This window comes from Nocardia sp. CY15, assembly GCF_009829295.1.
Classification (GTDB): domain Bacteria; phylum Actinomycetota; class Actinomycetes; order Mycobacteriales; family Mycobacteriaceae; genus Nocardia; species Nocardia sputi.
The window spans coordinates 1,152,970-1,177,968 of sequence record NZ_VUOT01000001.1 but is presented as its reverse complement, the minus strand read 5'-3'; the positions used below and the strand labels follow the sequence as shown (position 1 = coordinate 1,177,968).

Annotated in this window: 23 protein-coding genes; 9 read left to right on the top strand and 14 right to left on the bottom strand. The window is 70.6% G+C overall.

Annotated elements, in window-relative coordinates; translation table 11 throughout:
• Positions 1-10: 10 nt before the first annotated feature.
• The 4 genes from GVY39_RS05665 to GVY39_RS05650 form a co-directional block, all read right to left on the bottom strand.
• Positions 11-793: an ABC transporter permease gene (locus GVY39_RS05665; RefSeq protein WP_159920462.1), complete on the bottom strand. Its 783-nt coding sequence runs from the start codon at positions 791-793 to the stop codon at positions 11-13.
• Positions 790-1,779: an ABC transporter ATP-binding protein gene (locus GVY39_RS05660; protein WP_159920464.1), complete on the bottom strand. Its 990-nt coding sequence runs from the start codon at positions 1,777-1,779 to the stop codon at positions 790-792. Before GVY39_RS05660 ends, GVY39_RS05665 begins: the two co-directional genes overlap by 4 nt.
• Positions 1,776-2,507 (bottom strand): hypothetical protein, encoded by a 732-nt coding sequence (locus GVY39_RS05655; RefSeq protein ID WP_159920466.1) that lies wholly within the window; start codon positions 2,505-2,507, stop codon positions 1,776-1,778. Before GVY39_RS05655 ends, GVY39_RS05660 begins: the two co-directional genes overlap by 4 nt.
• A 125-nt stretch (positions 2,508-2,632) precedes the next feature.
• Positions 2,633-3,658 carry a glutathione S-transferase family protein gene (locus tag GVY39_RS05650; RefSeq protein WP_159920468.1) on the bottom strand — a complete coding sequence of 342 codons (1,026 nt, stop codon included), beginning with the start codon at positions 3,656-3,658 and terminating at the stop codon, positions 2,633-2,635.
• 38 nt (positions 3,659-3,696) lie between these two features.
• Between GVY39_RS05650 and GVY39_RS05645 the strand changes: the two genes are divergently transcribed.
• Positions 3,697-4,491: an enoyl-CoA hydratase/isomerase family protein gene (locus GVY39_RS05645; RefSeq protein ID WP_159920470.1), complete on the top strand. Its 795-nt coding sequence runs from the start codon at positions 3,697-3,699 to the stop codon at positions 4,489-4,491.
• 92 nt (positions 4,492-4,583) lie between these two features.
• Positions 4,584-5,831, top strand: coding sequence for a class I adenylate-forming enzyme family protein (locus GVY39_RS05640; RefSeq protein ID WP_159920472.1), 1,248 nt, complete (start codon positions 4,584-4,586; stop codon positions 5,829-5,831).
• Between the two features lie 7 nt (positions 5,832-5,838).
• Here GVY39_RS05640 and GVY39_RS05635 read toward each other — a convergent pair whose 3' ends face one another.
• On the bottom strand, positions 5,839-6,585 hold the full coding sequence (locus tag GVY39_RS05635) for a tyrosine-protein phosphatase (protein ID WP_159920474.1): 747 nt from the start codon (positions 6,583-6,585) through the stop codon (positions 5,839-5,841).
• A 414-nt stretch (positions 6,586-6,999) separates the two neighbouring features.
• Between GVY39_RS05635 and GVY39_RS05630 the strand changes: the two genes are divergently transcribed.
• Positions 7,000-7,482 (top strand): TetR family transcriptional regulator, encoded by a 483-nt coding sequence (locus GVY39_RS05630; RefSeq protein WP_159920476.1) that lies wholly within the window; start codon positions 7,000-7,002, stop codon positions 7,480-7,482.
• A 46-nt stretch (positions 7,483-7,528) separates the two neighbouring features.
• Entirely contained in the window at positions 7,529-8,707 is a 1,179-nt protein-coding gene (locus GVY39_RS05625; RefSeq protein WP_159920478.1) for an amino acid deaminase/aldolase, read from the top strand.
• Here the strand turns inward: GVY39_RS05625 and GVY39_RS05620 are convergent.
• A complete protein-coding gene (locus tag GVY39_RS05620; RefSeq protein ID WP_236565300.1) occupies positions 8,677-12,051 on the bottom strand; it encodes a bifunctional RecB family nuclease/DEAD/DEAH box helicase in 3,375 nt (1,124 codons plus the stop codon). The two genes, GVY39_RS05625 and GVY39_RS05620, sit on opposite strands and share 31 nt — an antisense overlap.
• A 116-nt stretch (positions 12,052-12,167) precedes the next feature.
• A complete protein-coding gene (locus tag GVY39_RS05615) occupies positions 12,168-13,961 on the bottom strand; it encodes a DEAD/DEAH box helicase (RefSeq protein ID WP_159920482.1) in 1,794 nt (597 codons plus the stop codon).
• Positions 13,962-14,023: 62 nt separating this feature from the next.
• On the opposite strand from GVY39_RS05615, the gene GVY39_RS05610 reads away from it, so the two are divergent.
• Positions 14,024-14,878: a carbon-nitrogen hydrolase family protein gene (locus GVY39_RS05610; protein ID WP_159920484.1), complete on the top strand. Its 855-nt coding sequence runs from the start codon at positions 14,024-14,026 to the stop codon at positions 14,876-14,878.
• A 12-nt stretch (positions 14,879-14,890) separates the two neighbouring features.
• A complete protein-coding gene (locus GVY39_RS05605; protein WP_159920486.1) occupies positions 14,891-15,514 on the top strand; it encodes a phosphoribosyltransferase in 624 nt (207 codons plus the stop codon).
• Between the two features lie 6 nt (positions 15,515-15,520).
• On the opposite strand, the gene GVY39_RS05600 is transcribed toward GVY39_RS05605, so the two are convergent.
• From GVY39_RS05600 to GVY39_RS05580, 5 genes are read right to left on the bottom strand one after another with little or no spacing between them, the layout of a single operon-like run.
• Complete coding sequence (locus tag GVY39_RS05600) at positions 15,521-16,045, bottom strand: gamma carbonic anhydrase family protein (RefSeq protein WP_159920488.1); 525 nt, start codon at positions 16,043-16,045, stop codon at positions 15,521-15,523.
• A 57-nt stretch (positions 16,046-16,102) separates the two neighbouring features.
• Positions 16,103-16,918 (bottom strand): ESX secretion-associated protein EspG, encoded by an 816-nt coding sequence (locus GVY39_RS05595; protein WP_159920490.1) that lies wholly within the window; start codon positions 16,916-16,918, stop codon positions 16,103-16,105.
• On the bottom strand, positions 16,915-18,210 hold the full coding sequence (locus GVY39_RS05590) for a WXG100 family type VII secretion target (RefSeq protein ID WP_159920492.1): 1,296 nt from the start codon (positions 18,208-18,210) through the stop codon (positions 16,915-16,917). The genes GVY39_RS05595 and GVY39_RS05590 overlap by 4 nt, the downstream gene beginning before the upstream one ends.
• The gene (locus GVY39_RS05585) at positions 18,203-18,637 is read right to left on the bottom strand and encodes a hypothetical protein (RefSeq protein WP_159920494.1); all 435 of its coding nucleotides are present in this window, start codon (positions 18,635-18,637) and stop codon (positions 18,203-18,205) included. Before GVY39_RS05585 ends, GVY39_RS05590 begins: the two co-directional genes overlap by 8 nt.
• Positions 18,638-18,671: 34 nt before the next feature.
• Positions 18,672-19,388 carry an alpha/beta hydrolase gene (locus GVY39_RS05580; protein WP_159920496.1) on the bottom strand — a complete coding sequence of 239 codons (717 nt, stop codon included), beginning with the start codon at positions 19,386-19,388 and terminating at the stop codon, positions 18,672-18,674.
• 106 nt (positions 19,389-19,494) lie between these two features.
• Here GVY39_RS05580 and GVY39_RS05575 point away from each other — a divergent pair, with 106 nt between their 5' ends.
• Positions 19,495-20,406, top strand: a complete 912-nt coding sequence (locus GVY39_RS05575; protein WP_159920498.1) for an SMP-30/gluconolactonase/LRE family protein — start codon at positions 19,495-19,497, stop codon at positions 20,404-20,406.
• Between the two features lie 102 nt (positions 20,407-20,508).
• Here the strand turns inward: GVY39_RS05575 and GVY39_RS05570 are convergent, their stop codons facing one another.
• Positions 20,509-21,495 (bottom strand): YafY family protein, encoded by a 987-nt coding sequence (locus tag GVY39_RS05570; protein WP_159920500.1) that lies wholly within the window; start codon positions 21,493-21,495, stop codon positions 20,509-20,511.
• A gap of 97 nt (positions 21,496-21,592) precedes the next feature.
• Here GVY39_RS05570 and GVY39_RS05565 point away from each other — a divergent pair, with 97 nt between their 5' ends.
• Positions 21,593-22,741 carry an epoxide hydrolase family protein gene (locus GVY39_RS05565; RefSeq protein WP_159920502.1) on the top strand — a complete coding sequence of 383 codons (1,149 nt, stop codon included), beginning with the start codon at positions 21,593-21,595 and terminating at the stop codon, positions 22,739-22,741.
• 179 nt (positions 22,742-22,920) lie between these two features.
• Here GVY39_RS05565 and GVY39_RS05560 read toward each other — a convergent pair whose 3' ends face one another.
• Positions 22,921-23,613 (bottom strand): hypothetical protein, encoded by a 693-nt coding sequence (locus GVY39_RS05560; protein WP_159920504.1) that lies wholly within the window; start codon positions 23,611-23,613, stop codon positions 22,921-22,923.
• A 206-nt stretch (positions 23,614-23,819) separates the two neighbouring features.
• Here GVY39_RS05560 and GVY39_RS05555 point away from each other — a divergent pair, with 206 nt between their 5' ends.
• Entirely contained in the window at positions 23,820-24,992 is a 1,173-nt protein-coding gene (locus GVY39_RS05555; protein ID WP_159920506.1) for an acyl-CoA dehydrogenase family protein, read from the top strand.
• The last annotated feature ends 7 nt before the right edge of the window (positions 24,993-24,999 follow it).

Genomic DNA, 24,999 nt, shown 5'->3' with positions numbered 1-24,999 from the left:
GGCTTTCGGGTCACAGGTCGCGGGTGCGCAGGCTCCACCAGCTCGCGGCGCCCAGCCCGATGGTCCACAGGAGCAGGACCACGACGGCGGCAGGGGTGGGCGCGAGGAAATCACTGTCGGGATAGGAGCCGACGGCCACGGTGCCGACGGTGGCGGAGACGGGCAGCACGGTGACCACGCCCGGGATGCCGAGACCGCGCGCGATCAGCCAGATCAAGGGTTCCGCGAGCAGGATCCAGCCGAGCAGTGAGGTCACTGCCCGAGTCGAGGAGCGCAGCAGGATGCCCGCGCTCGCGCCGATCAGCGACCAGCAGACCGCGGCGAGCAGTCCACCGCCGAGCACCGCGAACAACTCCCCGGTGACGGCGACCTTGCCCCGTCCGACGCCGAACAGCGCGCCGAGGGAGACCAATTCCACCGCCACCGCGGCCGCCAGCGCACAGCATCCGATGACCAGGAATTTCGCTGCGGCGAGCCGGTCGCGGTCGGCGGTGAACAGCGCGGTCACCGCCATGCTGTGGTACCGGTACTCCGACCCGGCGGCCACCGCGCCGAAGACCGTGGCCGCCAGCACGACCATGGCGAGGCCGATGTACAGCCCGATGGTCGACGCGCCGGTGGCCGGCTCGCCGCGCGGATTCGGCGGTCCGGCCAGGGCCGCCGAGGCGATACTCGCCAGCAGCGCCACCGCGACCAGCGCCCCGGCCAGGATCGGGCCGCGCGGCATCGTGACGAGCTTGCGGACCTCAGAATTGACGTTCGGCACCAGGTCCGCGGGCAGGATGGTGATCATCGTGGAATCCCGTAAGGCATCGGCGAGGGTTGCTGGAATCCGGGCGTCGCGAGACCCGGATACTGCGGAGCGGGCGCGGCCGTGGCTCTGGTCAAGGACGCGAGTACGCGATCGGGATGAATCGGGTCGGGAACGATGCTGTCGATCCGCACCTGCGCCGAGAGCGCCGCCGCCCGGATCTGCGCTTCGCTCGCCTCGGCGACGGCGAGGCGACCGTCCGGCCGGATCACCGCGTCGGTGAATCCCTGCGCCGCGAGCATGGTGGCCAGCGCGATGGGGGTGGAGGCCGCGACGACCAGTCGGTCCGGATGCCCGCGCCGCAACCGCGCCGGGGTGCCCTGGTAGACCACCGCACCCTGGCTCAGCACGATCAGCTGGTCCGCGCCCGGCAGAACGGCGCCGAGGCTCTCGCTGGTGAGCAGGACACTGCCGCCGCGGCGGGCGTGCTTGCGCAGGAAATCGTGCAGCCAGCCGCGTTCGGCGGTGTCGAGCCCCTCCATCGGCTCGTCGAGCGCCAGCAGCGGTGGGTCGCCGAGCAGCGCCGTGGCCAGGGCCAGCCTGGTCTGCTGCCCGATCGACAGAGCGCCGATCTTCGTCGCCGCGTGCTCGTCCAAGCCGACCAGCTCCAGGACGTCCGTCACGCGGCTGTCGAGGACTCCCGCCGCGGCGGCGTAGATCCATAGGTGGTCTCGTGCGGTACGGACCGGATGCAACCCACGTGGGGCGAGGACGCCGCCGATCACACTCGCCGAGCCCGCGGCGTCCCGCCGGGAGCCGGGGCCGCCGACGGACGCCGATCCGGCGGTGGGGACGAGCAGCCCGAGCAGCGCCCGCACGATCGTGGTCTTACCCGCGCCGCGCGGACCCACCAGCGCGGCGACGGCGCCGGCGGGCACGGTGAAGCTGACGTCCGTCACGGCGGTCGCCAAGTCGTACTGCTTGGTCAATCCCCGGACCGCGAACGCGATCGGCCGCGCCCCGCTCATCGTGGCGTGGCCGGGGGTCGCGGCTTCGCCGGGTCGATCGCGGTGAGCGGATCGGCGTCGATGACCATGTGCCGGTCGGCGGGCCAGGTGGTCGGCGCCGTCCCGAATGCCTTGCGCGCGTTGTTGATCGTGGCCTTGCCGAGCGCGCGGTTGCCCGCACCACCGATCACGGCGCCGATGCCCGCGGGTAGCACTTTGCCCGCCATCAGCGCGGCGCGCTTGGTGATGAACCGGACGATGAACCGCTTCAGCAGCGAATCGTTCATGCTCGACAGGCCGGGAATCCGGTTGGCGAAGGCCGTGCCCCAGTTCTTCGCCGAGGTGCCGACGCTCTTCTGCACGATCTGCATGCCGCTCTCGCCGAGCACGACGGCCAGCACGAGTGCCCTGCGCTGTTCCTGATCTTCCGGCGATATGCCGTGCACCGAGGCCACGGCCAGGGTGAAGACCGCCGAAGCCTCCATGAAGAAGGTGGTCTCGGCGCTGACCGCGGCGATGGCCGCGACGGTGCCGACGCCGGGGAACGCCGCGGTCGCGCCGACGGCGCTGCCGCTGCCGGTCACCGCGAGCAGGTACTGCTTCTCCAACCGCTCGATGATCTGCGCGGGACTCTCCTCGGGGTGGGAGCGGCGGATTCGGTCCACGTACTTGGCGACCGCGGGGGCCTGCAGGCGGGACCCGGTGTCGAGCAGTTCGACCACCGTCTTCTCGAACGCGCCTTTGAGCATCGGCGGCATCCTCCTCTTCCGGTCTGCTGGGTAGAACTGTATGGCACCGGTTGCCGTCAGCTCGTCATGACAACGAAGTACCCAGCCGGATCGGTTCCACCGGCGGCTGCCCGAGTTATGACCGGTTACGCGGGGGTGTGGACCGCGGGCACGCGTTCGGCCGACGGCGGAGGGGGCGGCGGGGTTCCGTCGCCGAAGGGCCTGCCGCCGAGTGTTTCCCGGCCGTGCGGGGTCTGCCAGTTCTCCAGGTCCGGGCCCTTGGGAACGATGCCGGTCGGGTTGATGTCGCGGTGCACCACGTAGTAGTGCGTCTTGATCTGCCCGAAGTCGATCGTGTCGCCGAAACCGGGAGTCTGGTACAGATCGCGCGCGTACGCCCACAGCACCGGCATCTCGGCCAGCTTGGACCGATTGCACTTGAAGTGCCCGTGGTACACCGCGTCGAAGCGGACCAGCGTGGTGAACAGCCGCACATCGGCCTCGGTGATCGTGTCGCCGACCAGATAGCGTTGTGTGGCAAGGCGTTCCGACAGCCAGTCCAGGCGGCGGAAGAGCCGGTCGTAGGCGGCGTCGTAGGCGTCCTGCGCGCCGGCGAACCCGCAGCGGTAGACGCCGTTGTTGACATCGCGAAACACCGCGAGGTTGACCTCGTCGATCTCCGCGCGCAGCGGTTCGGGGTACAGCCGGGGTGCGCCGGGCCGGTGGTGATCGGTCCACTCGGTGGAGAAGTCGAGCGTGATCTGCGCGTAGTCGTTCGTGACGACCTGCCCCGTCGGCACGTCGACGATGGCGGGCACCGTGATGCCCCGGGGGTAGTCCGGGAAGCGCGCCAGGTAGGCGTCGCGCAGCCGGGGTATGCCGAGTACCGGGTCGACGCCACCGGGGTCCAAGTCGAAGGTCCAACTGAGCTTGTCGTGCGTCGGACCGCACAGGCCCAGCGAGAGCACCGGTTCGAGCCCGAGCAGACGCCGCACGATCAGCGTGCGGTTGGCCCACGGGCAGGCGCGCGCCGCGACGAGCCGGTAGCGTCCCGGCTCGACCGGGTAGCCGTCGCGGCCGTCGGCCGTGATGCGGGTGGTGATGTAGTTCGTGTCCCTCTTGAACTCGCCGGGCTCGACGTAGGAACCGCTTGCGCTGGCCGACTTGGTCACAAGGACAGTCTTCCAGATCGACCTCGTACGCTGACCGGATGAGTGACACGAAGGCCACGCGCCTGGAGCGCGAGTTCACCGACGGCGGCGCGGAGGTGGCGACCCTCACCCTCGCCCATCCGCCGCTCAACCTCTTCGATCGGGCGATGCTGGACGCGCTGACCTCGGATATCGCCGAGCTGTCGGCGCGGCCGCCGCGCACGGTGCTGCTGCGCGCCGAGGGCAAGGTGGTCTCCGGCGGCGTCGACGTGCACGTCTTCGACGGTCTGACACCGGAGCAGGGAGCCGATTTGTGGCGCACCCTGTTCGCGCGGATCATCCATCCGCTGGAGGCGCTGCCGTGCCCGGTGGTATTCGCCGCGCACGGGCTGACCCTGACCGCCGCCTTCGAGATCGCGCTCGCCTGCGACATCCTGCTCGCGGCGCCGAAGGCGAAGTTCGGGTTGGTGGAGATCGTGGTCGGGCTGACCCCGTCGATGGGTGGCCCGCAGCGCCTGGCCGAACGAGCGGGCTCGGGTCGGGCTCGCGAGTTCGTGATGACCGGCGACCTCTACGACGCGGCGACCATGGCCGAGTGGGGGGTGGTGAACGCCGTGCACGACGACCTCGACACCGCGGCGCGAGCGCTGACCCACCGGCTGGCCGAGGGCCCGACGAAGGCTCACGGGGCGACCAAGAAGATCATCGAGGCGTGGCGTTCGGGCGGTGTGGCACATGCGGATTCGGTGACGCCCGAAGTGTCCGGCGCGCTGTTCGACACCGAGGACCTGAAGGGCGGTGTGCGCAGCTTCCTCGAGACCGGTCCGGGGAAGGCGCGCTACGCGGGGCGGTGACAGCTGGGACACGTTCATCGCCTATTCCAGCGAAGTTGTGACATGCGTCATATAGTCGCAGTGCCTGATACCTCGAGGCATGCGGAGGACGAATGTCGCAGTTGCTCGTCGAATATCCCCTCACCAGCCCGCACGCCTGGGACAACCCGCTAGCCCGGGGCGCCGACGGGGTGCTGCGCTACGGAAACCTCACACCCGCGCTGACCGAACTGCTCGATCTACAGGTGCACGCCTTCGGCACTCGCGAAGCCGTGGTGGAGGTCGGCGGCCCGCGCCTGACCTACCGTGAGCTGTGGCACTCCGCCTCCCGCATCGCGGGCGGCCTGCAGGAGCACGGCATCGGGTACGGCGACCGGGTGGTCATCCGCATGCCCTCGGGCGCTCGCTGGGTGCAGGCGTTTCTCGGCGCCTTGCTCAGTGGCGCGGTGCCGGTGCTGGTGCACGACAGGCTGCCCGACGCCGTGGCCGAGCGCGTGATCGCCGACAGCCGTGCGGATTTCGTGCTCGGCCCCACAAGCGTCGAGACCGAGTTGCCCGACGGGGCCGCCTACATCGATGACGGTGCGGCGCTGGGCGACCTGGCGCTGCTGTGCTACACCAGCGGAACCTGCGCGCCCAAGGGCGTGGAGTTGACCAACGAGAATCTGCTCTCCGCCGTGCGCTCGGTGGTCGCGGCGCTGGATCTGCCGACCGACGGCTTGCGCAACCTGGTGCTGCTGCCGTTGGCGCACGCCAGTGGCTGCGTCGATCAGCTGTTGCCGACCTTCGCGGTGGGCGGCACCGTGGTGCTCACCAGGGACGCCCGCGGCTTGGCCGAAGCCATCACCGCCGAGCGGATCGACATGGTCTGCGCGACGCCGCGGACTTTCGCGGACCTGTTGCCCGAACTCGTGGAACTGCGCGCCGAGGGATTGTGCACCGAGGGCATCGCGCGGATCAGCAAAGCAGGCCATCGCTCCGCGTCCCCGGTCGCGCCGGTCGACCTCACGGCCGGCCTGCGTGGCGTGTTCCCCGCGGCTCGGCAATGGTCGGTGTGGGGCGCGACCGAGACCAGCGGCATCGGTCTGGCAGTGGACGACGCCGAGCGGGCGGTGGACCCGTCCGAGGCTGCCGCGGTGCTCGGTTTCCCCTTCGGCGGAACGGAATTGGCGCTGTGGGGCCCGAAGGCGACGACGGGTCACGGTGAACTGCTGTGCCGCGGGCCGAATGTCACCCCGCGCTACTGGAACGACCCCACCACGACCGCGGCGCGCTTCACCGGAACCTGGTTCCACACCGGCGACCAGGTGACCATCGGCGCCGACGGATTGGTGCGCAAGGAAGCGGCGCCGGTCGAGTGATCCGCTCTCACTCGAGCATTCGTTCGCGCAGCCGCGCGAGCAGCGCGGGCGTCAGCCCGACGGTCGCGAGATAACCGTGCAGGTCGCCGTGCAACTCGCGCATCGACGCGGTGGCGATGTCCAGGTACTCCTCGCGCACGCCGAGCAAGTCGACCGAGATCTCCTCACCGCCGAGCAGTTTGGTCGTCATGATGGCGCGCAGCGCGGGGATGGCCCCGTTGCTGAGCATGTAGTCGGCCTGTATGTCCGCCTCGGTGACACCGACCGCGCGCAGCAGCGTCGCGACGGCCCAGCCGGTGCGGTCCTTGCCCGCCGCGCAGTGCACCAGCACGGCGCCTTCGCCGCGCACGATGGACTCCGCGAGCGAGGCGATGGCGGCGTGCGCCTCGGGCAGTGCCGGGAACATCCGGTAGACCTCGAGCATGTGCGTATAGGCCGTCTGCGCGGTCGCCTCGTGCGGCGGCGCCTCGGCCATACGCGAGTCGAACGGGGTGACGGTCAGCCGGACGTCCGTGGGCAGCAGGTCTGCGCCCATGTGGTCGATCTCGCGCTGTCCGCGCAGGTCGTGCACGTCGCTGACGCCCAGTTCACGCAGCGCGGCGTGGCCTGCCTCGTCGAGTCCGCTCAGCTGGGCCGAGCGCAGCAGGACGCCGGGACGAACCTTGGCGCCATCGTCGGTGCGCAGCCCGCCGGTGTCGCGGAAGTTGAACGTGCCGGAGAGAAAGTACTGATCGGCGGGGGGCGAGAGAGTCACCGATCCAGGCTATCGGTCTCGCGGAACGAAAAGGTGTCGATAGCGGATCGAACCCCCCACGGTAAGCGTGCCCGATTCGCCTGATTACGATGTGGCATTCGCCACAGAATTTGGGCAGCACGCGGCTCGAACCGTACCGTAGTCCACGGTCTGCCGAGCGTCGGGTGGCGCCGAGATCCACCGTCATAGCGGGATTTTAGGGTGATACGGCCTGATCGCAGCCCGATCCCGGTTGGGTAACAAAACATTCTTTCAGTCCGGAAATACCCATCGAAGCCGTTCTCAAACCCCGGAAACGCTCTACCATTGGTGATCGTTGGACCGGGCAGCCCAGGTGTTTCCCGATGTTGCCCGCCCTGTTCAGCGAGTCGCGCCGTCGGAGGTGCGCGAGTTCTTTCGCCGAGGGAGTCGTCGTTGAGCGCACGAGGAGAAGTAATAACAGAAATCCGGCTACGGCCGGCTGTCACCGAGGCTGTCGAGGCCGCGGCGGCCACGCTCGATTACCGGGGTCTGCGCGCGCTGCGGGTGCTGCTGCATGCCGGGGTCAGTGCCTACTGGCCGCTGGTGAAGGCCACTCCGGACAAGCAGATCAAGTCCTATGAGATGACGCTGCAGGCGTTGCGCGCGCGGTGGAACGGCGAGCGTGACTGCTTCCCGGACCCGATCGCGACGGAGTTCTACCGCGACAAGGACGCGGAGGTCACCGCGTTCCTGCGGTTGTGCGCCGAGCGTTCGGGAACGCAGTGGCTGGAACCGGTGGAGGCGATCGCGTGCAACGTCGTCTCGATCGTCCAGGGCACAGTCTTGCGCTGGCTGGCCGATTGCAATGACGAGACCATGCTGGTGGTGCTCGATGAGATGGTGAGCGGACTGGCCGCCAAGGCCACGGAACTCTGAACCGAAATACTGGACGTTTGACCAGTTTGGTGGTTGAGTTGTCCTGGTGACCGAGACGTCGCCGATCGCGGGGCTGCACGCGGCCACCGCGGAACTGGACCCGCCGCTGGCCGCCCTCGACCTGTCCACCCTGCGTGCGAACGCCGCCGACCTGGTGCGTCGAGCTGCGGGCACTCCGGTGCGCGTGGCCAGCAAATCCGTGCGCTGCCGCGCCGTCCTCGCCGAAGTCCTCGGCGCCGACCTCACCGCCGCGGGCGGCTTCGCGGGCATCATGTCCTACTCCCTGCGTGAGGCCCTGTGGCTGGTGCGCCACGGTGCGCGCGATGTCCTGCTCGGCTACCCGAGCGTGGACCGTGCGGCACTGGCGGAACTGGCGGCCGACGACATCCTGCTGCGCTCGATCACGCTGATGATCGACGACGCCGCGCAACTCGATCTGATCCGTTCGGCCGTCGGCACCGACCGGGTGCGGCCCCGGGTATGCCTGGACGTGGACGCTTCCCTGCGCATCGGCCCGCTGCATCTGGGCGTGCGCCGTTCCCCGGTCCGCACTGCGCTACAGGCGGCGAGCCTGGCGAGCGAGGCACTGCGGCGTGGCTTCGACGTGGTGGGCGTGATGACCTACGAGGCGCAGATCGCCGGGCTGCCGGACTCGAATGTCGCGGTGCGTTTGGTGAAGCGCGCTTCCGCGGGGGAGATCCGCAAGCGCCGGGCCGAAGTGCTCGACGCGGTCCGCTCGGTGACCGGCCTGCTCCAGATCGTCAACAGCGGGGGCAGCGGGTCGATCGAGGTCAGCGTCGCGGATCCGGACGTCACCGAGGTGACCGCGGGATCCGGGCTGTACGTGCCGACGCTGTTCGACCACTACCGGTCGTTCACCCCCAGGCCCGCGCTGTATTTCGCCACGCCCGTGCTGCGACGGCCCGCTCCCGGTATCGCCACCGTCTTCGCGGGCGGCTACATCGCTTCCGGCCCCGCCGGGCAGTCGCGGGTGCCCAAACCGGTGTGGCCGCGCACGGTGAAGCTGCTCGGCACCGAGGGCGCGGGCGAAGTACAGACCCCGCTGTCGGGCGCCGCGGAACTCCGGATCGGCGACCGGGTGTGGTTCCGGCACGCGAAGGCCGGTGAACTGTGCGAGCGGTTCGAGACGGTGCACCTGGTCGACGGGGACGGCTCCCGAGTCGCGGTGCCGACCTATCGGGGCGAGGGCGTCTGCTTCGGCTGACCCGCGTCGGCCAGCCGTAGGAACGCCGCGAGATCGGTGAGCTCGTCCGGGGTGCCGGGCAGGTACTCGGTGAGCAGCGGGGAGCGGATGACGATCGCCTTCCACATGGCGCGGCACAGCACGTGGCTCGAGCTGCGCGACAACAGCGACGGCATGCCGTAGGGAGCATCGGCGGGACTGGAGGTGGCCATCGACAGCAGCACCACCGCCGCCTCCCGGCCGCGGAACCGATCCGGCGTGCCCACCAGGACGTCCTCGATTTTCGCGCGGGCCAGCAGGGTGCGGATGCGCCCGACCTGAGCGGCGTACGGCGCGACCACGAAGATGTCGTGCGGGTGCAGCCTGCGGGTGGTCGCTCCGATCGTCCAGGACATGCCGAGCAGCGCGCGGACGCGGCGCACCACTTCGCGTGCCTCCGCCGGTGACTCGGTGGCGTTGCCGTAATGCTCCACCAGGACGGTCTGGACGCCGGGCTCCTCGCCGTCCAGACGCCGGGCCAGCGTGACGGTCTCGTTGGCGCGCAGGCGGCCGTCGTAATACAGGCGGGAGACGGGGTCGCACACCGCGGGATGCATCCGCCAGGTGCGGTCGAGGAAATAGCCGCGCTCGGCGGGCAAGGTTTGGCGTCCCTCGGCGAGCCAGCCGAGCACGGAGTCACCGACCGGGGCCGGGTGGACGCCGCGTGCGGCCGACGGCGCCGGGTCGCCGAGCAGCAACAGGTTGCGCGCGCACGCCGCGACGGACACGGTCTCGGCCAGCGGGAAGCGGCCCGCGTCGGCGACCACGAGCAGGTCGAGGGAGATGTGGGGCACCAAATCCTCGTTCGCGAAATCGGCCGGGTCGCCGCCGAGGACGCAACCGCTGATCGCGTTGTCCAGGAATCGCGGATAGCGGGCGGCGTCGATCACGACCCACTCCGGGGCGAGGGTCGCCGCGTCCTTCTTGGCGACCAGTTCCGGCAGCACGCCCGCCCGCACGATCGCGTCGAGCAGGTTCTCCACGATCGATGGTTCTCGCGCGACGATGCCGATCCGCCATTTGTTGCGAGAGATCAGCCGCTCCAGCACCCGGGCGGCGGTCGCGGTCTTCCCGGTGCCCGACGGGCCCTGCACCGCGACGTAGGAGTGGTCGAGGGCGCACAGCGCGGCGGTGATCGCCGCGGCGTAGTCCCCGTGCACCTCGGGCAAGCGTGCGTCGCCGAGAAGCCGGGGCGGGCGGCGCGCGAGGATGTCGAAGACGGCCGCGCGCGGCGTCTCCGGCAAGGTCATCAGCAACTGCTGCGCCGCGAGTTCGATGGCCGCTTCGGCATTCTCGTCCCAGGCCGGGAGGCCGGGCGCGATCGCGGAGGGCAGTTCGTCGTAGGGCTCGCAGCCCGCGGGCAGCAATTCCTCCAGCCGGACGGTGTCGTCGAATTCGGTGTCCACCGAGCAGCCGAGCACCGTCGCCTTCGCGGTGGCCCGCCGACCCGCGCCGGTGGCCATGCCTGCCGCTGTCGGCCGGTCGTAGAAGGTGTAGACGGTGGTGCCCGGTGTCAGGGCGCTCGGGCCGGGGGCGCCGCTGGGCCCGGTTCCGATCCGGCCGGTCAGGGTCAGATAGCGCCGCATCGTCGGGCGGTCGGGGCGGCGGTGCCACTTGGTGTCGACCGTGCCCCAGTCGGCGACCAGAACCCCCGGCGCGTCAGCCCATTCCTCCACCGGATGGCTGAGCCGGTCGGCGTGCGCCCACCACAGCGGCTGCCGCTCACGGCGGTGATAGCCGAGCGCTGCGGCCATCAGCGCGGCGGGATGCAGCGGATCACCTTGCGCGGCAGCGTATTCCGCGAGGGCAGCCTCCAGCGACGACGGCCGGGACGAGGGGACCGGTTCGGGCTCGCCGGGGACCGCCGCGGTGCACCACGTGTCCGTCCGGCCCGGCGGGCGGATGGCGATGCGCTGCTCGGCCGCGCGGTCGAGCAGCCAATCGCGCAGCCGCAGCACGGTGTGACAGTCGTGTTCGGCGGCGGCCGAACCCGTCGCGGCGGGAATCAGCCGTCGCAGCCCGCTCAGACGGTAGGACGACTCGCCGACGAGCAGCGCGCCGCGGACGATCGGATACAGATCGACGAGCACGCCTCCGCACAGCAGCTCGTCCACGAGTTCCTCGTTGACGCCGTGCCGTCCGGTGCAGCGCAGCAGCGCCGTCCGCACGGTTGCGGAGTAGTGGTAGACGTGCAGGTCCGGGTAGATCCGGCGGCGCTGCGTCAGATAGTCCAGCACCTGCTCGAGCACGCGGCGTTCGCCGGCGGCCCGCCCGGATCCGCTCGAGCCGACCGGCCCGCGCAACGACAGATGCACGGTGTCCGGCCCACCGACCTCGATGGTGAGCGGAGTGCCGCCGCCTCCCTCGACGGTGAGCGAGAGATCGCCGGGGGAGGGCGTGGGCAGCGCCGCGAGCGCGTCCGCGTCGAGCAGTGCGTACGTGGGCTCACCCGAAACTTCCCGGCGCAGTTGGATTTCCGCTTGCCTGCGCAGCGCGGACACGGTGCGCGGCGACACACCGGGCGCCGTGACCTCGGTGGTGGACAGCCGATCGATGGTGTTCACACCCGCTTCGCGCAGCCGGGCCCGAGCCGCCGGCGGCATGCCGGCCACGAGCAGCAGGTCGCGCGCGGCCGACAGCGCGGGGACGCAGGCACGGCAGCGGCCGCAGGCCAGATAGCGGGGATCACCCCACTGCACCGGCAGCAGTTCGCCGAGCTTCTCGTCCACGATGCGCTCCACCCGGCGCCTGCGCGCCCGATACAGCGGAAGCAGGTCGCTCAGCGCCCGTGCGCTGCTCTCCTCGCCCAGATGCAAACGGACCAGCGGCGCGGTGAGCGCGCCGGAGCGGTCCAGAGCGTCGGCGCAGGCGGCGAGTTCGAGCGCGGCGCCTACCCGGTCGGCGGTCGTGGACGCGACGCCGTGCACCGTGTAGCGGACCCGATGTTCCGCCCGCACCAGGAAGTCGCCGGAGCAATGGAAGCGGCCGTCGAAGAAGGTCGCGTTGCGCACCACGTGCGCGCCGGAGCGCAGAGCGGCGACCGTGCCGGTGTGCGCGGCCGTCAGTGCCGCGACTTGCCGTCCCGGATCGCCCGGTTCGTCCGGCGGCCGGTCGATCTCGGCCACCGCGCCGCCGAACCGCGTGCGGTAGTCGTCGAGAAGGCGTTGCCGTAGGTCATCGGTCCCCGGCTCGGGGGCCTGGTCGAAGTTTCCGGGTTCGGCCGGGATGGTGCCCAATTCGGCGTCGAGAGCGCGCAGCAACGCGAACTCGCAGTGCGTCGCGCGTACGAGATCGACGGTGCTGCAGACGACACGATCACCGAACACGAACAAACGCGGCCCTCCTGTGTCTTCGCGGGACACCCGCTACCGGCGTGCGCCGAATTACACACGGACGGCAACACTGTAGCTAGCGCGCCTGACCTCGGTGTGCCCTCCCCGGATCAGGAACGCGGCTTACGGCGCTCCAGTCGCTTGACGCCTTCGCGTTCACGGCGCGGACCGCGGCTGAACGGGCGCTGCTGCGGCGGCCCCTGATCCAGTTGCAGCTGGATGAGCACACCACTGATCCTCGTGCGCCGCAACGCCTCCAGCGTTTCCTCCGGCAGCTGCGCGGGCAGCTCCACCAAGCTGTGGTCGGGACGGATGCTGATGTGCCCGAAGTCGCTGCGGCGCAGGCCGCCTTCGTTGGCGATGGCGCCGACGATCGCGCCCGGCACCACGCGATGCCGCTTACCGACGCTGATCCGGTAGGTCGCCAGCTCGGTTCCGGTCGCCCGGTGGTGCGTGCCGCCGGCCTGGCGCTCCTCCTCGAACCGCCGTGGGGGACGTTCGCGCGGCGCGCGGTCGCGCTGCGGGCGCTCGACCGGCTCCGGCTCGGGTTCCATGAAGAAGTTGTCGCCGTCGTAGGAGCCGATGGCCAGCGCCGCGGCGATGTCGGCCAGCGGGATGTTGTGCTCGCGCTCGTAGTCCTCGATCAGCTTGCGGAACAGCGCGAGATTGGACGAGGCGAGGTTCTCGGTGATGGTGTCGCCGAACTTGGTGACGCGCTGGGCGTTGACGTCCTCCACGCTGGGCAGCTGCATCTCGGTCAGCGGGTGCCGGGTGGCCCGCTCGATCGACTTGAGCAGGTGTCGCTCGCGCGGCGCGACGAACAACAGCGCCTCGCCGCTGCGCCCGGCCCGGCCGGTGCGGCCGATCCGGTGCACGTAGGACTCGGTGTCGTGCGGGATGTCGTAGTTGACCACGTGCGAGATGCGGTCCACGTCCAGCCCGCGTGCGGCGACGTCGGTGGCTACCAGGATATCGAGCGCACCGGACTTCAGCTGCCCGATGGTGCGCTCGCGCTGGTTCTGCGCGATATCGCCGTTGATCGCGGCGGCGGAGAATCCCCTGGCGCGCAGCTTCTCGGCGAGCTCCTCGGTGGCCTGCTTGGTACGGACGAAGATGATCATCGCCTCGAACGACTCGACCTCGAGCACCCGGGTGAGCGCGTCCAGCTTGCGCTGGTGGGAGACCTGCACCCAGCGCTGGGTGATGTTGGTGGCCGTCGAGGTCTTCGCCTTGACCGTGATCTCGACCGGATCGTGCAGGTACTGCTTGGAAATCTTGCGGATCGCGGCGGGCATGGTCGCGGAGAACAGCGCCACCTGCTTGTCGGTGGGCGTATCGGCGAGGATGCGCTCGACGTCTTCCTGGAAGCCCATCTTCAGCATCTCGTCGGCTTCGTCGAGCACCAGGTACTGCAGCTGCGACAGGTCGAGCGTGCCCTTCTCCAGGTGGTCGATCACCCGGCCCGGCGTGCCGACCACGACGTGCGCGCCGCGGCGCAAGCCGGACAACTGCACGCCGTAGCTCTGCCCGCCGTAGATGGGCAGTACGTGCAGGCCGGGGATGTGCGCGGCGTAGCGGCCGAACGCCTCGGCGACCTGGATCGCGAGTTCCCGAGTCGGCGCGAGCACGAGGGCGCGCGGGCTGCGGCCCGTGGGCTGCAACCCCATAAGGATCGGGATGGCGAACGCGGCGGTCTTGCCGGTCCCGGTCTGCGCGAGACCGACGACGTCGGCGCCGGAGAGCAACGGCGGAATCGTCGCGGCCTGGATCGGCGAGGGCGATTCGTATCCGACATCGGCGATGGCCGCCAGGATGCGGTCATCGATCCCCAGATCGGCGAAAGACGGGCCGTCAATGTCCCTGTCGTTGTCGCCAGGAACGCTGTCGACCTGATTGGTGCTCATTGACCAGGAGTTTACTGCCTCGTGCTGGCCGTCCCGGTCACCGCCCCAATACGGTGAGACCTATGCAACTGGACAACGCGCCCGCGCATCGAGACACGACGCCGAATCGGCTGGACGTGGCCGTCGTCCAGTTCGCCCCCTCCACCGACCCATCGGCCAACGTCGCCGCGGTCGCGCGACACGTGCGCACGGCCCGCGAGCGCGGCGCGCGCGTGGTCGTCGCGCCGGAATACTCGATGTTCGCCGTGACCCGCCTCGACGAGCGGGTCGTCGCCGTCGCCGAACCGTTGACCGGCCCATTCGTCACCGGTCTCGCCGATATCGCGCGCGAGTCCGAAGTGTTCCTGGTCGCCGGAATGGTGGAGCAGGGCGCGCCGGGCAGCGACCGCATCCGCAACACGCTGGTAGTGCTCGGCCCCGACGGCTCCCTCGTCACCCGCTATCGGAAGGTGCACCTCTACGACGCGTTCGGCCACCTCGAATCCGACGTGGTCGAGCCGGGCGCGATCGAGGCTCCGGCCACCTTCACGGTCGCCGATGTGACATTCGGCATGCAGACCTGCTTCGATCTGCGCTTCCCGGAAGGCGCGCGCCGGGTCGCCGCGGCGGGCGCGCAGGTGCTGCTGTTGCCCGCCCAGTGGATTCCGGGACCGGCCAAGGTCGATCAGTGGACCACGCTGCTGCGGGCGCGCGCCATCGAGAACACCGTGTACGTCGCGGCCGCCGATCAGGCCGCGCCACGGGGCGCGGGAGCGTCGATGATCGTGGATCCGACCGGCTCGGTGCTCGCCGAACTCGGCGACGAGCCGGGCGTGCTGACCGCCGGAATCGACCTGGCGTACCTGAACGAGGTGCGCACGACCAACCCGAGCCTCGCGTTGCGTCGATTCGCGATCACCGAGCGCGGACCGGAGTAGCGTTCGGAATCGATGGTCTACACCGATCGGACCTCGGCCGGTCACGCGCTGGGTGCGCATCTGGAACACCTACGCGCGTCGAACCCGCTGGTGCTCGGTCTACCGCGCGGCGGAGTGCCGGTGGCCGCCGCGGTGCGCGAGGTGATCGGCGGCGACCTCGACATCCTGCTGGTCCGCAAGCTGGGTGTGCCGTGGCAGCCGGAGCTGGCGATGGGCGCCGTCGGGGAGGACGGGGTGCGGGTCCTGAATCCGGACGTGTTGGCGCACACCGGGTTGTCGCCGAAGCGGGTGGACTCGATCGAGGCGCGGGAGCGCACCGAGCTGGAGCGGCGCAGGCAGGTGCTGCGCGGCGCGGTGCGCCCGATCCCGCTGGCGGGGCGCACGGTGGTGATCGTCGACGACGGCATGGCGACCGGCGCCACCGTCGTGGTCGCCTGCCGGGTCGCGCGGCTGCACGAGCCCGCACTTGTCGTGGCCGCGGTCCCGGTCTCCTCCACGGAGGCGATGCGCCGGGTCGCCGACGAGGCCGACGAGGTGGTCTGCCCGTGGGTGCCGCGCTCGCTGGGCGGCGTCGGCGGCGCCTACCGTGATTTCCACCAGTTGGAGGACGCCGAGGTCACCGCGCTGCTGTGCTGACGGCGGTCAGATCTCGGCGATGCCCTTGCGGTGGCGCTGTGCCAGTTCGGCGTAGAAGCCCGGGTTGAGCCGCACCCACATCTGCGCCTGGGTGCCCTCGATCGGGCGTTTCACCTCGGCGGGGGCTCCGGCCGCGAGCACGCCGTCGGGGATCTCGGCGCCCGGCGGGACCAGCGAGTGGGCGGCGATCATGCTGCCCGCCCCGATCTTGGCCAGGTCCAGCACCGTGGTCCCGTTGCCGACGATGGCCTCCGCGCCCACCGCGGCCCCGTGGAACACCACGCTGTGCGCGATCGTCGCGCCGGGACCGATCTCCATCGGCACGTCCGGCGGCACGTGCAGCACCGCGTTGTCCTGGATGTTGGCGCGTTCCCGGATGACGATCGGCGCCAGGTCCGCGCGCAGCACCGCGCCGTACCAGATCGAGGCACCCGCCTCGACCCGGACGTCACCTATCAGGGTCGCCGTCGGTGCGACGAACGCCGTCGGATCGACCTGGGGCCGTTTGCCTTCGAATTCGTAGAGTGGCATTCGTACACCGTATCGGTGGTGCGCAGGCCCCACACCCGCGGTGACCCGCCGTGCCGTTCAATGCCCGGCGTAGGCCGTCGACGTGCGGGCGGCCGCGGTGACGAGCGGGCGCAGGTGGGCGGCGAGGCTTTCCGCGGTCACCGCGACGACGTCGACGTCGGTGCCGGTTCGTATCGCGTAGCGGCCATCGGCGATGACGTCGATCCAGCACAGCACGCCGAACGGACGCAGCTCGCCCTCGCCGCGGCGGGCGGAGACCACCATCTGGCCGATGCCTTCACGCGGTTGCTTGAGCAGTCTGCGGATCCGGGCCGGAGTGGACGGCCCGGCGACCGGAACGGTGACCAGGTTGCGGCTGTCCTCGCCGACCTGGGCCAGGGGAGCGGTCAGCCGCGGGAGAGTGCCCGGGGTGTTCTCCGGAAGCATCGAGACGATCCGTGCGCAGAGGCTTTTGGAGCTGCCCGCGAACAATCGCACGTCGCCGCCGCGGTCGATCGTCGCGCCGGAGCGTTGCGCCGCGACCACCGCGATGTTCCCGGCGGCGGCTCCGAGGATGCGGATCGGGCGTGCCACCTCGCTCTGCGCCGTAGGGAGGACGAGCGGCCCGCCGTTCCCGCACGGTGCCGGGTCGGGCGCCGCGTCGCGCTGACCGAACACCTCGATCCGCAGGTCCGGCTGCGCGAGAACGCGTAGCGCCGCTTCCAGGTCCGCGTCCAGTACCTGATCGCACCAGCGATCGAGCGCCGGAAGTTGCGCGGCGCGTTCGCCGGTGTCGCGCGCCGACAGGCGCACGGCGAGTGGATATGGGATGCGATCACCGTCGGTGCGTGACCAGGCCAGCGCGAACTGGTCCGGGGTCAGCGTCCAGTTCACTCGTACTCGGTCCACTCACCGAGCACGGGTGGCGTGGTCGGATCGAGTGACCCGATGAGTTCGCCGCCGTCGTCGGAGGGCTCGAGGAAGGTGAGATCGTCGAGGTCGTATTCGTCGTCCTCGTCATCGATCGGCGCCGTGCGTGCGGTCGCCGCGCCCGCGGCCACGCTCGAACCGGCGCGCGGGGTGTCGACGGCGGCCAGCGCACCGCCCATCAGACCGCCCATCGCGCCGGCGCCGAGACCGGTGACCGCCGCGTCGCCGCTGTCGTCGTTCTTGCGCCGCTCGTCGCGCTTGCGCTGTTCCTCGGGCGGAACCTGGCCGCCCACGCCGGGCACCGTCGGCACGATCGTCGGCTGGCCGGCCGACGCGGGCGTGGTGGTCGGCCCCGACGCGCTCGCGGACGGCGCGGTGCGCAGAACGGAGGCGGCCGCCACCGTCGGAAGCGGGGCCGCGGCGGGTGCGACCCCGGGCGCGGTGGACGCCGGTATTTCGCCCGGGACCGTGGCGCCCGCGGGTGTGACAGCGGCGGCGGAGGTCTCGGGGCTGTCCGTGGTGGGTGTCTGATCGGCGGGCGCAGCGCTGACGTGCTGCTCCGCCGCCCCGCTCGGCTCCTGCGGGTGCGTGCCGAGCGGCATCGGCGGTGCGTCCGGCGCGGCCGGAGTGGTTCCGGTGATCTTGCTCGTGGGTGTGGCGGTGGGCGCTGTGGCTGCCTGCTGGTCCGTCTCGTCGGGGAAGGCGGGCACGTCGGTGCCGGTCTGGACGAATACGCCCGCGTAGATGTCGTTCATCGCGCGCACGACGTCCTGGCGTGCGTGCTCGCTGGCCTTCTGCCCCTCGACATTGCTCGTCGCGCGGGACGGATCCAGCAGCGCTCCCGCCAGATCCGGTGCGTCCGCCGAAGGCTCGGACACTGCGGCCCGCAGCGCTTCCGCCGCGTCGCTCGCCTGCCCGAGGCGCTGGGAGACCACCGCGAACACGTCGGCGAGGTCTTGACCGCTCTGCTCGAACACGCGCACCACCGCGTCCGCGTTCTTCGCCGCGGAGCCGCGCCAGCCGTCGGCGATGGCCGCGCGAATGCCGGTGTGCGCTTGGAATATGGCGTCGGCGAGGTGCGCCGCGGCATCGCTCCAGGCCTGCTTGCCGCCCGCGAGCACCGCCGGATCCAGCAGCTGTACCTTGGCGTGGATCTCCGTGTGTGTGAGGTTGTCGAACATCTCGACGTTCGGCGCGTAAGCGGGGTCGGTGCGCCGGTGGGTGGCCCGCTCGCCGGCGCGCGGCATCTCACGCATGCGCGGCTCCCGTCACGTCGATCCGTTCGACCGCCAGCGCGAGCGCCTGGTCGGCCTGCTGGTAGGCGGCGGCCGCGGCGCGGAAGGTCTGGGCGAGTTCCCGTGCCGCGGTGGCGTATTCGCTCAGCCGCGCGATCGCGCCGTCGGCCTTGCGTTCGAAACCGGCGCGCAGCGCGTCGCCGGAGGCGAATCCGCCGAAGCCGGGCAGCGAGGTGGCGGCGCTCAGGACGCGGATCTGTTCCTCGACCCGATCGGCGAGCAGCTCGTACTGGCGGGCGCATCGTTCGTGCGCGCCGTCGGCGACCAGCAGGCCGTCGATCCACAGTGAGCCGTCGTCGACCGCTCGGTTCAGCGCGGCGATATCGACATCGGGTGCGGTGACCTCCGCGGGTGGCTCTCCGCCGAACCCGTTCTCCTGCGATGGCATATGCGCCGTCCCCCTTCCTCGTCCGAAGAGCGGTTCACGGATGTCGTGCCAACCCCACGACGACACCCTGCATCCAATCCGCGATGTCGGCAGTGACCCGCGCGTGCACCGGCTCGTGCAGCAGGTCGTGCCCTGCGTCGGTGTACTGCCGTAAATCTACCGATTCGTGGCGGCTAGTCCAGACCCTGATCGCATCGATCGGCGCGCGCCGGTCGTCCACGCCGTGCACGGCCAGCACCGGAAGTTGGCGCGGCAGCGGCGTTCCCGGCGCGCCGGGCGCACCGCCGCCCAGCGCGCGCGGCGGGACGCCCGACAGCACCAGGCCCGCCAGCGTGTGCACGGGCAAGGCGGGCCGCAGCGGGTAGTCGCGCTCCAGAACCATCGAATCCGTGGTGGCAACGGACGAATCCGGCACCGCAGCGCCGAGTATGCCCAGCGCGGTGACCGCGCCGAGCGAGTGGCCCATCAGGATCAGCGGTAGGCCGGTACCGGCCAACTCGACCAGCCGCACCGCGTCCGCCACCAGCTCGGCCAGGGTGCCGGGCCGGTGCGGATCGCCCTCGCTCAACCCGTGCCCGGAGGTGTCCAAGGCCCACACCTCCGCCCCCGCGGGTTTCAACGCGCGGGCGAACCGGTGGTAGTGGCTGCTGTGCTGACCGGTTCCGGGCAGCAGAACCACGGTGTACAGGGGACTTTCGATCGGCCACCGCCGATAGTGCATCCGGCCGCGCCTGCCGTCGAAAAATGGCATGCACCGATAGTGCCAAAGATCGCCTCCCGAATGGGACCGCACGATTTCGTGTCGAGAACAGTTAAGATGCGCGGCGACCACCCAGACCGAGCCCGAGGTGCCCGCGTTGCGAAGACTCCGCCGTCGAGGCGCCTTTCTCTTGCCCGCCGCGGCGCTGGCCCTCACCGGCGCACTCGCGCCGGTCGCAGCCGCCACGCCGCCGGTCGCCGCCTGCGACCCCGCCTCGGCGGTCACGGCGGTTCCGGCGCAGGCGCCCGTGCTCGACTGGTCGGAGAACCTCGGGTACGACGCCCAGGGCAACCTGTGGGTCTCCCGGCTCTACCGCAACGAGGTCCAGCGCTACGACGCCTCGGGCGCGCTGACCGCCACCGTCGCGGTGGACTTCCCCGGCGCGGTCCGGCTCGGTCCCGACGGACTGCTGTACGTCGTCTACGGCGACGCGCCGGTCAGTGTCGTCCGTCCCGGCGGCGTGATCCGGTTCGATCCGGCGGCGGCCGTGCCGAAGCCGGAGGTCTTCGTCTCCGGCTTCACGATGCCCAACGGCGCGGCGTTCGACCCGAGCGGCAACCTGTACGTCGCGACCTTGTCCGGCGTGGTGAAGGTCCGTCCCGACGCGTCCATCGATGCCGCGTGGGGAGCGCCGCTGGCCGGACTGGCCGCCAACGGCGCGGCGGTGCACGACGGCACGCTCTTCGTCACCGCCAACGGTGGCCCGCTCGGCCGCATCGTGCGCATCCCGCTCACCGCGCCCGCGTCCCGCAGCACCGTCGCCGACCTGTCCTCGCGGCTGCCCGGTCTGCCGGATTTCGCCGACGACCTCCTGATCGACCCGGCCGGAATCCTCTACGTCACCACCCTTACCGGCCAATTGGTCCGCGTGGACCCCACCACCGGCGCCGCTTGCTCGGTCCTGAGCACTCAACCCCTGACCGCCGTCGCCGCCGTCCCCGGCCATTCGGACCAACTGATCGCCACGACCGAATCCGGCGCTCTCCTGCGAATCGACCTTTCCCGCTGACCTGTCCCGTACCCACTGCGCGGTGGGGCTCCCGCATAAGTGGTCAGGTGGGAGCTCCCCAGGTCAGGTGACTGCCCGAAATATTCTGAGCGCGGCTTCGACTCAGGTGCCGGTGTTGTCGCCGGGGTCCGTGGGGATCGCACGCTCGGCGCGGCGGGCGATGGCGCGCACGTGGTCGATCAGTTCCGGCGGCTCGTGAACCCGGAATTCCGCTCCCAGCCCGAGGAGCCGGTGCGCCAGCCATTCCGGCGCGTCGTCCCGTAGGACATCGATCCGGCACGTGCTCGCATCGATCGCGACGACCTCGTCCGGGCCGTCACCGAGGCGTCCCGCGACCCGGTCGGCCGAAGCGTGGATGGTCACGCGAAGCCGGAGGGCCGGTGTGCCCCAGTCGGTGCGGCGGCCGGTCACGTAGGCGGCGGCGTCTGCGGCGGGCAGGGGGCGCGGGGTGAATCTGGCGGCGGTGGGCTGCGGGCTGTCGATCCGGTCGACGCGGTAGACGCGCCAGCCGGCGCGGTCGAGGTCGTAGCCGACCAGATACCAGCGCCGCCGGGCGGGAACCAGGCCCACCGGCTCGGTATTGCGCCTCGTCTCCGTGCCGGCCTCGTCGCGGTAGACGAATCGCACACGCTCGCGGTTGGTGACGGTCGCCGCGAGCGTGGCGAGCATTTCGGGGTCGACGGCGGGTCCGTCGCCGGTGAGTGGGGTGAGCGCGGCGCCGAGCACCCGTACCCGGCGCCGCAATTTCGCGGGCAGCACCTGCTCCACCTTGGACAGCGCCCGGACCGAAGCCTCTTCGATCCCGGCCACCGCCGAGCCGGCGGCGGCGCGCAACCCGACCGCGATGGCGACGGCCTCGTCGTCCTCCACCAGCAGCGGCGGCATCGCCGCGCCCGCCACCAAGCGGTACCCGCCCGTCGCCCCGAGCGTCGCGGTCACCGGATAGCCGAGTGCGCGTAACCGGTCGATGTCGCGGCGCACCGTGCGGTCGGTGACGCCGAGGCGTTCGGCCAATTCGCTGCCCGGCCATTCCCTTGGGGTCTGCAGCAGCGACAGCAGACGAAGCAGTCGCGCGGGAGTGTCGTTCACGCTGTCCAGAGTCGCAGACATCTAGGACCTAGTTCGTCCTAGATGACTCTTACCGTCGTTGTCGTACCGCAGGACCGACCGGCAAGGAGCCGAAGCCATGACCGACAGCTCGACCGAAATCCGCCCGTTCCGCATCGAGATCCCGCAGGCCGATCTGGCCGATCTGCACGACCGGCTCGCCCGCGCCCGCTGGTCTGCCCAGCTGCCCGGCGCGGGCTGGGATCGCGGCGTGCCGGTCGACTACCTGCGCGAGCTGGCCGAGTACTGGCGGACCGGATTCGACTGGCGTGCCCAGGAAGCGAAGCTCAACGCGTTCCCGCAGTTCAAGACGCGTATCGACGGCCTCGACGTGCATTTCCTGCATGTGCGTTCGCCGGAGCCGGACGCGACGCCGCTGCTGCTCACCCACGGCTGGCCGAACTCGTTCGTCGAATTCACCGAGACCATCGGCCCGCTGGCCGACCCCCGCGCGCACGGACTCGATCCGGCGCAGGCCTTCCACGTGGTTGTGCCCTCGATTCCGGGGTTCGCGTTCTCCGAAGGGCCGCGTGAGCCCGGCATGACGCCGGGAAAGGTGGCCCGGATGTGGCTGACGCTGATGGACCGGCTCGGCTATCACCGCTTCGGCGCGCAGGGCGGCGACCTCGGCGCCTATGTGGCGCCCGAACTCGCCATCGCCGCGCCGGACCGGGTGATCGGGGTGCACCTCGACGGCGGGATCGGGCTGCCGAGCGAGGCGGATGTGCCCACCATGACGCCGGACGAACGCGCCGAGTGGGACCTCATGCAGCAGTGGATGAGCGGCGGGGTGGACCACCACGTCCTGCTGCGCGACGCCCCGCAGACCTTCGCCCACGCCTGGACCGACTCACCCGTGGGTCTGCTCGCCTGGATGATGCAGAAGTTCACCGAGTTCGCTCCGCTCGCCGACCGCGTCGAGGACGTGATCAGCCGCGACCATCTGCTGACCAACATCAGCCTGTACTGGTTCACCGACACCGTGGCCGAGTCGTCCTGGCCGATGTACAACGGCCTCGGTGACGGTGGATTCGCCTGGCCGAAGGGGCAGAAACTGGTGCCGACCGGCACCTACGGCGGCGGCTCCGCGCTGATGCGGCGCCTGGCCGAACGGGACAACACCATCGTGCACTGGCCGGAGGGCAACACCGGCAACCACTTCGTCGCCATGGAATGCCCGGAGGCGCACGTCGCGGACATCCGCGCGTTCTTCGCCGGGCTGCGGTAAGGGGCGCGCTCCTGCGGCTCGGCGCGCCCGTCGCACGCAGTCACGGCGTTGCGGGAAGGCCTGTGCAGGGACCGGTATCCGGGCGTGGTCTCTGCGGCACACCAGCCGCTACCCACTGTCCGGACCGGCTCGAACTGCTCGAGGCCGGTCGGGCGCCGCGCAAGTGTGCGCGGCGACTCTCAAGGGGTCGGTTCCCCGGAGCCACTCGGGGCCGGCGCCGGTGCAGGCGCGGCGGGCGGCGGGACCGGGTGGTCCGGGACGGTGAACAGGCCGACGGTGGGAGTCATCACACAGTGTGCGAACGGGTAGTCGATGATGCCCCACATGGAGGCGAGCACCGTGCCGGGTCCGCTCGCGACCGTCTTGGACAGCGACGGCAGGCGGTACTCGGTGACATCGTCGAGCGGGTCGATGCCGCTGGCTCCGGTGTTGACGTTCACCCACGCGACGACGAGCCCGGAGGCCAGCGGCGCACCGGAGTGCGAGGGGGTCGCGCTGAACCGCAGCTCACCGGGCCCGACGTTCAAGTCGCGGCCGTTGCCCGTCCCGTCGGTGGTCGCGGCCGCGATGATCGTGGTGATCGGCCCGTTGCTGCCGCAGCCGAAGGTGGGCGCGGCGTAGGAGAACGGGGTGAACACGCTGGAGACCTCACGCAGGTGCGCGGCGTCGATCAAGCCGGCGTATCGCGTGAGCGCGGCCACGCCCTCCTGTGCGGTCGGGTCGGCGCCGGCGATTTCGGTCAGATGAGCCAGGCCGGAGTCCACCGGCGCTTGGGCCTGCTCGGCGGTGGCCGGTGCGGAGAAGGTCAGGGCCGCGCCGATGCCGAGGGATGCCGCGGCGGCCGCGGCGCGTGCGATGGTCCTGCCGTTCACTCGTTCTCCTCGATACCGAACCTGGTGGGGCCCCGACCCACGTGCAGCAACGTACCAGCTCGCCGCTACCGCCGTCCCGGGGAGCGGCGCCCTTTTCGGCGTCGCGAACGGCATCGGCCGCCTGTCCGTTGTGATCCAGTCGACAATGGAGGATTACCGAGGGGTAGGTTTGACTCGGAAGTTACGAGACACGCAGGGAGATGCGTATGAAACTATCCTTGTCCCCCGACGACGTCGCCTTCCGCGACGAACTGCGCACGTTCTATCGGACCGAGATCCCGGCCGACATCCGTGAGCGGGTCCGGGACGGCCGTGAGCTGTCCCGCGACGACATCGTCACCGCGCACAAGATCCTCAACGACCACGGTCTCGCGGTGCCGAACTGGCCCGTGGCGTGGGGCGGCAAGGACTGGACGCCGATGCAGCGCCACATATGGCAGGACGAGATGCAGCTCGCGTCGGTGCCCGAGCCGCTGACGTTCAACGCGCAGATGGTCGGCCCGGTGATCGCCCACTTCGGCTCGCAGGAGCTCAAGGAGCGTTTCCTGCCGCCCACCGCGGCGCTGGACATCTGGTGGTGCCAGGGCTTCTCCGAGCCGGACGCGGGCTCCGACCTGGCCTCGCTGCGCACCACCGCTGTTCGCGACGGTGATTCCTACATCGTCAACGGCCAGAAGATCTGGACCACGCTGGCCCAGTACGCGGACTGGATCTTCTGCCTGGTGCGCACCGACCCCAGCGTGCCGAAGAAGCAGGCGGGCATCTCGTTCCTGCTGTTCGACGTCAAGTCGCCCGGTGTCACCATCCGCCCGATCAAGCTGATCGATGGCGGGTACGAGGTGAACGAGGTCTTCTTCGAGAACGTCCGGGTTCCCGCCGACCAGCTGGTCGGCGAGGAGAACATGGGCTGGACCTACGCGAAGTTCCTGCTCGGCAACGAGCGCACCGGCATCACCGGCGTCGGCCGCACCAAGGTCAAGATCGGCGTGGCGAAGCAGTACGCGGCGCAGATCAAGTCGGGCGACGGCACTCTGCTGGAGGACCCGGTGTTCGCGGCGCGGGTCGCGGAACTGGAGAACGAGCTGCTCGCGCTGGAGCTCACTCAGCTGCGGGTGGTCTCCAACTCCGCGGACGGCAAACCGAATCCGGCCTCCTCGGTGCTGAAACTGCGCGGTTCCGAGCTCCAGCAGGCAGCCACCGAGCTGCTGCTGGACATCGCGGGGCCGGATGCCATCCCGGTGGGCTCCGGCGACATCGCCTCGCCCGGCTGGGCGCAGCGCAGCGGCCCCGCCTACCTGAACTACCGCAAGACAACCATCTACGGAGGCTCCAGCGAGGTGCAGCGCACCATCATCGCCTCCACGATCCTCGGATTGTGAGGCGCCA